At 76.5% G+C, this 6,375-nt stretch carries 5 protein-coding genes and 1 pseudogene; all 6 read left to right on the forward strand.

Annotated features, from left to right (window positions below):
* A pseudogene (locus DLJ47_RS36110) lies at positions 1–185 on the forward strand (hypothetical protein); the annotation flags it as partial.
* Positions 186–213: 28 nt separating this feature from the next.
* Positions 214–474 carry a hypothetical protein gene (locus DLJ47_RS02025; protein ID WP_109898402.1) on the forward strand — a complete coding sequence of 87 codons (261 nt, stop codon included), beginning with the start codon at positions 214–216 and terminating at the stop codon, positions 472–474.
* 19 nt (positions 475–493) lie between these two features.
* Positions 494–1,351, forward strand: a complete 858-nt coding sequence (locus DLJ47_RS02030; RefSeq protein ID WP_109898403.1) for a TlyA family RNA methyltransferase — start codon at positions 494–496, stop codon at positions 1,349–1,351.
* A gap of 64 nt (positions 1,352–1,415) precedes the next feature.
* On the forward strand, positions 1,416–2,300 hold the full coding sequence (locus DLJ47_RS02035; RefSeq protein WP_088994705.1) for an NAD kinase: 885 nt from the start codon (positions 1,416–1,418) through the stop codon (positions 2,298–2,300).
* Positions 2,301–2,573: 273 nt separating this feature from the next.
* On the forward strand, positions 2,574–2,744 hold the full coding sequence (locus tag DLJ47_RS36560; protein ID WP_233257610.1) for a hypothetical protein: 171 nt from the start codon (positions 2,574–2,576) through the stop codon (positions 2,742–2,744).
* Complete coding sequence (locus DLJ47_RS02040; protein WP_446723522.1) at positions 2,705–6,316, forward strand: S8 family serine peptidase; 3,612 nt, start codon at positions 2,705–2,707, stop codon at positions 6,314–6,316. The genes DLJ47_RS36560 and DLJ47_RS02040 overlap by 40 nt, the downstream gene beginning before the upstream one ends.
* The last annotated feature ends 59 nt before the right edge of the window (positions 6,317–6,375 follow it).

Below are 6,375 nucleotides of genomic sequence, written 5' to 3' on the forward strand. Positions count from 1 at the left end.
CCCCGACGAAGGCCGTCGCGAAGAAGGCCGTCGCCAAGAAGGCCGTCGTCAAGAAGGCGGTCGCGAAGAAGGCCGTGGTCAGGAAGCCGCCGGCCACCATCACCCCGGCTCAGGACGAGGCCGAGCCGCCCCGGCCCGTGAAGAAGGCGCCGCCGCGCAAGCAACAGCCGGGGGGTGCCGAGTGAGGCCCGCGCCGACCCGTCGAGGCCCGCGGTGACCGGCCCGGCCCGTCCCGGGCCGCCGCCGGGCGGCGCTCGTCCCGGGCCGCCGCCGGGCGCCCGTCCCGGGCCGCCGCCCGGCGCACCGCGTCCGGCGGTGCTCGACGACACCGGTGAGGTACGCCACCCCGCCGTCGACGCCGCCGTCCAGGCGATGATCAACGCGGCGGACCTGCCCCCGGCGGACCAGATCGCGCAGTACGAGGCGGCCTACGAGACGCTGCGGGAGACCCTCGCCACCATCGACCAGGCCTGAGGAGACCGGAGAACCACCCATGGCACGTCGTAACCGGCTGGACGCCGAACTCGTCCGCCGCGGTCTGGCCCGCTCGCGCGAGCAGGCCGCCGCGCTGGTGGAGGCCGGCCGGGTGCAGCTGCGCGGAGTGCCGGCCCGCAAGGCCGCCGCGATGGTGGACCCGGCCGACCCGCTGCTGGTCACCGGCGAGGACCCCAGCTCGGAGTACGTCTCCCGGGGCGGCCACAAGCTGGCCGGCGCGCTGGCCGCGTTCGGCCCCGGGCTGCGGGTGGCCGGGCGCCGCTGCCTGGACGCCGGCGCCTCCACCGGCGGCTTCACCGACGTGCTGCTGCGCGCCGGCGCGGCCGAGGTGGTCGCCGTCGACGTCGGGTACGGCCAGCTCGCCTGGCCGCTGCGCAACGACGCCCGGGTGCACGTCTTCGAGCGCACCAACGTCCGTACGCTCACCCCGGAGGCCATCGGCGGCCCGGTCGAGCTGACCGTGGCCGACCTGTCGTTCATCTCGCTGCGCCTGGTACTGCCGGCGCTGGCCGACTGCACCGGCGCCGACGGCGACCTGGCGCTGATGGTGAAGCCGCAGTTCGAGGTGGGCAAGGAGCGGGTCGGCGCGGGCGGGGTGGTCCGCGACCCGGCGCTGCGGGCCGAGGCGGTGCTGGACGTGGCGGCCGCCGCCGCGCGGCTCGGGCTGGGCCTCGCCGACGTGGCCGCCAGCCCGCTGCCCGGACCGAGCGGCAACGTCGAGTTCTTCGTATGGTTACGCCGGGACGCACCACCGGCCGACCCGGAGCGGGTGCGGGCCGTGGTGGCGGCCGGGCCGGGCGGTCCGGCGGCGTCCGGCGACGTGCCGGACGCGGCGACGGAGGAGGTGGCCGGGTGAGCGCGGTCGCGAACGGCGGGGACGCGCGCGGCCGGTCCGCGCCCCGGTCGGAACGGACGGTCCGGTGAGCCGGACCGCCCTGCTGGTGACGCACACCGGCCGCCGGCGCAGCACCGAGCACGCCCGGGCGGTGGCGGCCGACCTGATCGCGGCCGGCTTCGAGGTGCGGGTGGTCGCCGAGGAGGCCGACGACCTCGACCTGCCCGGGGTGATTCCGGTGACCGGCCCGAAGGCCGCCGAGGGCGCCGAGATCGTCTTCGCCCTCGGCGGGGACGGCACCTTCCTGCGCGCCGCCGAGTTGGCCCGGCCGGCGAAGGTGCCGCTGCTCGGCATCAACCTCGGCAAGGTCGGCTTCCTCGCCGAGGCCGAGATCGACGACCTGGACAGCGCGGTACGCGACGTGGTCGGCCGCAACTACACGGTGGACGAACGGCTCACCCTGGACGTCACCGCCGAGTTCGACGGCGGCCCGACGATCGAGTCCTGGGCGCTCAACGAGATCAGCGTCGAGAAGGGCGAGCGGGCCCAGATGCTCGAACTCCTCGTCGACGTGGACGGCCGGCCGCTGTCCCGCTACGGCTGCGACGGGGTGGTCTGCGCGACCCCCACCGGCTCCACCGCGTACGCGTTCTCCGGCGGGGGGCCGGTGGTCTGGCCGGAGGTGGAGGCGCTGCTGCTGGTGCCGATCAGCGCGCACGCGCTGTTCAGCCGCCCGCTGGTCACCGCGCCCACCTCCACCTTCGCGATCACCGTCGACCCGTTCACCACCCTCGCGGTGCTCAGCTGCGACGGGCGGCGGGTCTACGACCTGCCGCCCGGGGCCCGGGTGACGGTGCGGCGCGGGGCGCTGCCGGTGCGCATCGTCCGGCTGCGCGCCCGACCCTTCACCGACCGGCTGGTGGCCAAGTTCGGGCTGCCCGTGCACGGCTGGCGCGGCTCCCGCCGCTGACCCGCGACCACCCGGCCCGCCGGCAGCCCGGCTCGACCGGCGCCGGCCCGTCGTCCGTGCGCCTCGGCCGGTGGCGCCGGCCGTCGGGCACGGCCCGACTCGCGCCGGCCCGCCGGTGAACACCGGGCCGACACCCGCCCTCGCGCGCGTGTCCACCTGGCGACATGTCGCCGGTACGGCAACCGTCGCTAGTGACCACACGATGATCTCCGTCGCAGACTCCGATCGGTCGGTTTCCCACCGGTGCCGGCCCTGGAGTAGAGGAGCTCATCCATGCACTGGCCCCCACGCTGGCTCGCCGCCGGCGCGGTCGGCGCGCTGGTGGTCGGACTCGCCGCCCCGGCGTCCGCCGCCCCGCCCGACCGACCCACCGGCCCGACCCCGGGCACACCCGCCCGGGGCGGGTGTGCCCGGGCGGTGCCGCGCCCGTCCGGATCACCCTGATCACCGGTGACCAGGTCGAGCTGACCTCGGCCGCGCCCGGCCGGGTGGCCGCCACCGTCCGCCCCGGCCCCGGCCGCGAGCGGGTCACCTTCCAGACCATCGAGGTCGACGGCGGGGTGCGGGTGCTGCCCAGCGACGTCGTGCCGTACCTGTCCGCCGGGGTGCTCGACCCGGACCTCTTCGACGTGCAGGAGCTGGCCGCGGACGGCTACGGCGACGCCGACCAGGGCGCGCTGCCGCTGATCGTGCGGTACCAGGAGCCGGCCGCCGGTCGGATCCGCCCGCTCGCCGGGGCCACCGGCACGCGGCCGTTGGAGAGCATCAACGGCGCCGCGCTGCGGGTCGGCAAGGGCGAGCTCGGTGGCCTGTGGACCGCGCTGCGGGCCGCGCCGGCCGCTCGTACCGCGGGCGACGGCCCGGCCCGGCTCGGCGCCGGCATCGCCCAGGTCTGGCTGGACGGACGGGTCCGACCGGCGCTGGAGCACAGCGTGCCGCAGATCGGCGCGCCGACCGCCTGGGCCGCCGGCCGGGACGGCGCCGGGGTGCGGGTCGCCGTGCTCGACACCGGCGCCGACGCCGACCACCCGGACCTGGCCGGCCGGATCGCCGAGAGCCAGGACTTCTCCGGCACCGGGAGCGCCCGCGACGGGCACGGCCACGGCACCCACGTGGCGGCCACCATCGCCGGCAGCGGCGCGGCCTCCGACGGGCTGCGCAAGGGCGTGGCACCCGGCGCGCGGCTGCTCGTCGGCAAGGTGCTCGACGACGGCGGCAGCGGGTACGAGTCGGCGATCATCGCGGGCATGGAGTGGGCCGTGCACTCCGGCGCGAAGGTGGTCAACATGAGCCTCGGCGGCGGCCCCACCGACGGCACCGACCCGATGAGCGAGGCGCTCAACGACCTGACCGCGCAGACCGGCGCGCTCTTCGTGGTCGCCGCCGGCAACGAGGGTGCGGCCCGCACCGTCGGCGCCCCGGGCGCGGCGACCGCGGCGCTCACCGTCGGCGCGGTGGACCGCGCCGACCAGCTGGCCGACTTCTCCAGCCGTGGTCCCCGGATCGGTGACAGCGGCCTGAAGCCGGAGATCACCGCGCCGGGCGTCGGCATCGTCGCCGCCCGGGCCGCCGGCACCGGCATGGGCGCGCCGGTGGGGGAGGCGTACACGGGGGCGTCCGGCACGTCGATGGCCACCCCGCACGTGGCCGGCGCGGCCGCCATCCTCGCCCAGGAGCATCCGGACTGGACCGCCGGGCAGCTCAAGGACGCGCTGGTCAGCACCGCGAAGGGCAACCCCGAGCTGACCGTCTACGAGCAGGGCGGCGGCCGGGTCGACGTGCCCCGGGCGCTGGGCCAGCGGGTGTACGGCTCGGCCACGGCCGACTTCGGCCGGCTGACCGGCGACGCGACCGCGGAGCGGACCGTCACGTACACCAACGGCACCGCGGCGGCGCAGACCCTGCGGTTGGGCCTGGAGCTGCGCAACCTGGACAGCGGCGCGGCCGAGGCCGACGGCGTGTCCGTCGGCGCGGCCGAGGTGACCGTGCCGGCCGGCGGCAGCGTCGCCGTGCCGCTGCGGGCCGACCCGGCCAAGCTGGACCGCGGCCCGCACGGCGGTTGGCTGGTGGCGACCGGCGCAGACGGCGTCACGGTACGGACCGCCGTCGGGTTCACCCTCAGCGGACCGCAGCACACCGTGACCCTCCGCGCGCTCGGCATCACCGGAGAGCCCGGCCCGGCGCCGGTCATCACCCTCTTCGGCGAGCACCCCGAGTCGGACCGGCTGCTCTACACCTTCGGCGGCGACGTGCAGGTGCAGGTCGAGGAGGGGCCGTACCTGCTCCAGGCGCTGATCGAGCACGGCGCCCCGCTGGACGAGCAGATCACCCTGGTCACCGACCCGGAGTTGACGGTCGACCGGGACCTCACCGTGCTGCTCGACCCGCGCAAGGGCACGCCGGTGCGGATCGAGACGCCAGAGCCGGCGGAGCAGCGCGCGGCGATCAGCTTCTACGAGCACCGCGTCTTCGGCAACGGCCGGCAGGTCGACCACGGCGTGATGACGTTCAGCACCATCCAGCAGGTGAACGTGACCCCGACCCGGGCGGTCAGCCGTGGCGAGTTCGAGTTCTCCTCCCGCTGGCAGCTGGTGAAGCCGATGGTGGAGGCCACGGTCAGCAAGGTGGCCGGCCCGCTGGACATCAACCTGCTGCACCAGTCCCCGGCCCCCACCGGGCGGCGGAAGCTGCCGCTGGTCTGGGCCGGCACCGGCACCGCCGCCGAACTCGCCCGGGCCCGGGGCGCCGCCGCGCTGCTCACCACCGATCCGGAGCGCTCGGAGGAGGAGCAGGTCGCCGCGGCCGCCGCGGCCGGCGTGGCGGTGGTGCTCATCGTCCGCCCGGCGGACTGGAGCGCGTGGACGGTCTGGAACCCGGTCGGTGACCGGCTGCCCGTCCCGGCCATGGTGGTGGCGTACGACGACGGCCAGCGGATGATCGCGGCGGCCCGCACCGGGCGCGCGACGCTGGACCTGACGCTGACCGTGGACAGCCCGTACCTGTACGACGTGTTCCAGGTATCGAAGGGCCGGGTGCCGGAGCGGATCGTGCACAAGGTGACCGCGGCGAACACCGCCGAGGTGACCGCGCACTACGCCGACACCGGCGGACTGGACTGGACAAAGGAGCAGCGGTTCGGCTGGCGTCCCTGGCAGGAGTACTCCTGGAACGACGACCAGCGGATCGTGCGCAGCGGCAGCACCCGGCAGGAGTTGGTCAGCGCCGGCGACTCGTGGTGGCAGCAGCGGGTGATCCACCGGCTCACCTGGTCGAGCTGGGGCCGGCTGCTCGGCGGGCTGACCCAGCAGCCGCGCCGGTACGCCGGCGCCGACCGGGACACCGAGACCTGGCACGCGCCGGTCGTCCGGCCGGCCGTGCCGGCCGCCGGCGCCCCGGTGCCGCGGCGCACCGGGGACACCCTGGACCTGCGGGTCGCCGAGTTCGTCGACGCCGACGGGCACTACGGCGTCGCCGGCACCAGCGAGGAGCAGGACGTGGTCGAGGCCCGGCTCAGCCGGGACGGCCAGCAGATCGCCGACTTCGGCGGCGGCTGGGCGCCGGTGGCCACCACCCCGCAGGCCGCCCGGTACCGGCTGGACCTGACCACCCGCCGGTCGTCGGAGGAGTGGCGCTGGGCCACCCGGACCGAGACGAGCTGGCAGTTCGGCTCGGCCCGGCCGGCCGGCGACGGGGCGAAGCCGTTGCCGCTGCTGCAGGTGGACTACCAGGTCCCGGCCGACCTGCGCGGCGAGGTGTCCGGCCGGCACGGGCACCGGATCGGCCTGACGCTGCGCCAGCCGGCGGGCGTACCGGCGCCGACGGGCACCAGCCTGCGGGTGGAGGTGTCCTTCGACTCCGGCGCGACCTGGCGGTCGGCGCCGGTGCGCGGCTCGGGCACCCGGTACACCGCGCTGGTGCCGGCGGGCACGGGAGCGGTGTCACTGCGGGTGCATGCCGCCGACCGCGCCGGCAACGTCGTCGACCAGACCGTGATCGACGCGTACGGCCTGCGCTGAGCCGGCGTCCGCGCGGGGTCGACCCCCCTCACCCGCGCGGACGCACCGCCGGCCTGTCC

Origin of the sequence: Micromonospora sp. S4605 (genome assembly GCF_003176715.1) — a bacterium.
In the GTDB taxonomy this organism is placed as follows: Bacteria; Actinomycetota; Actinomycetes; order Mycobacteriales; family Micromonosporaceae; genus Micromonospora; species Micromonospora echinaurantiaca.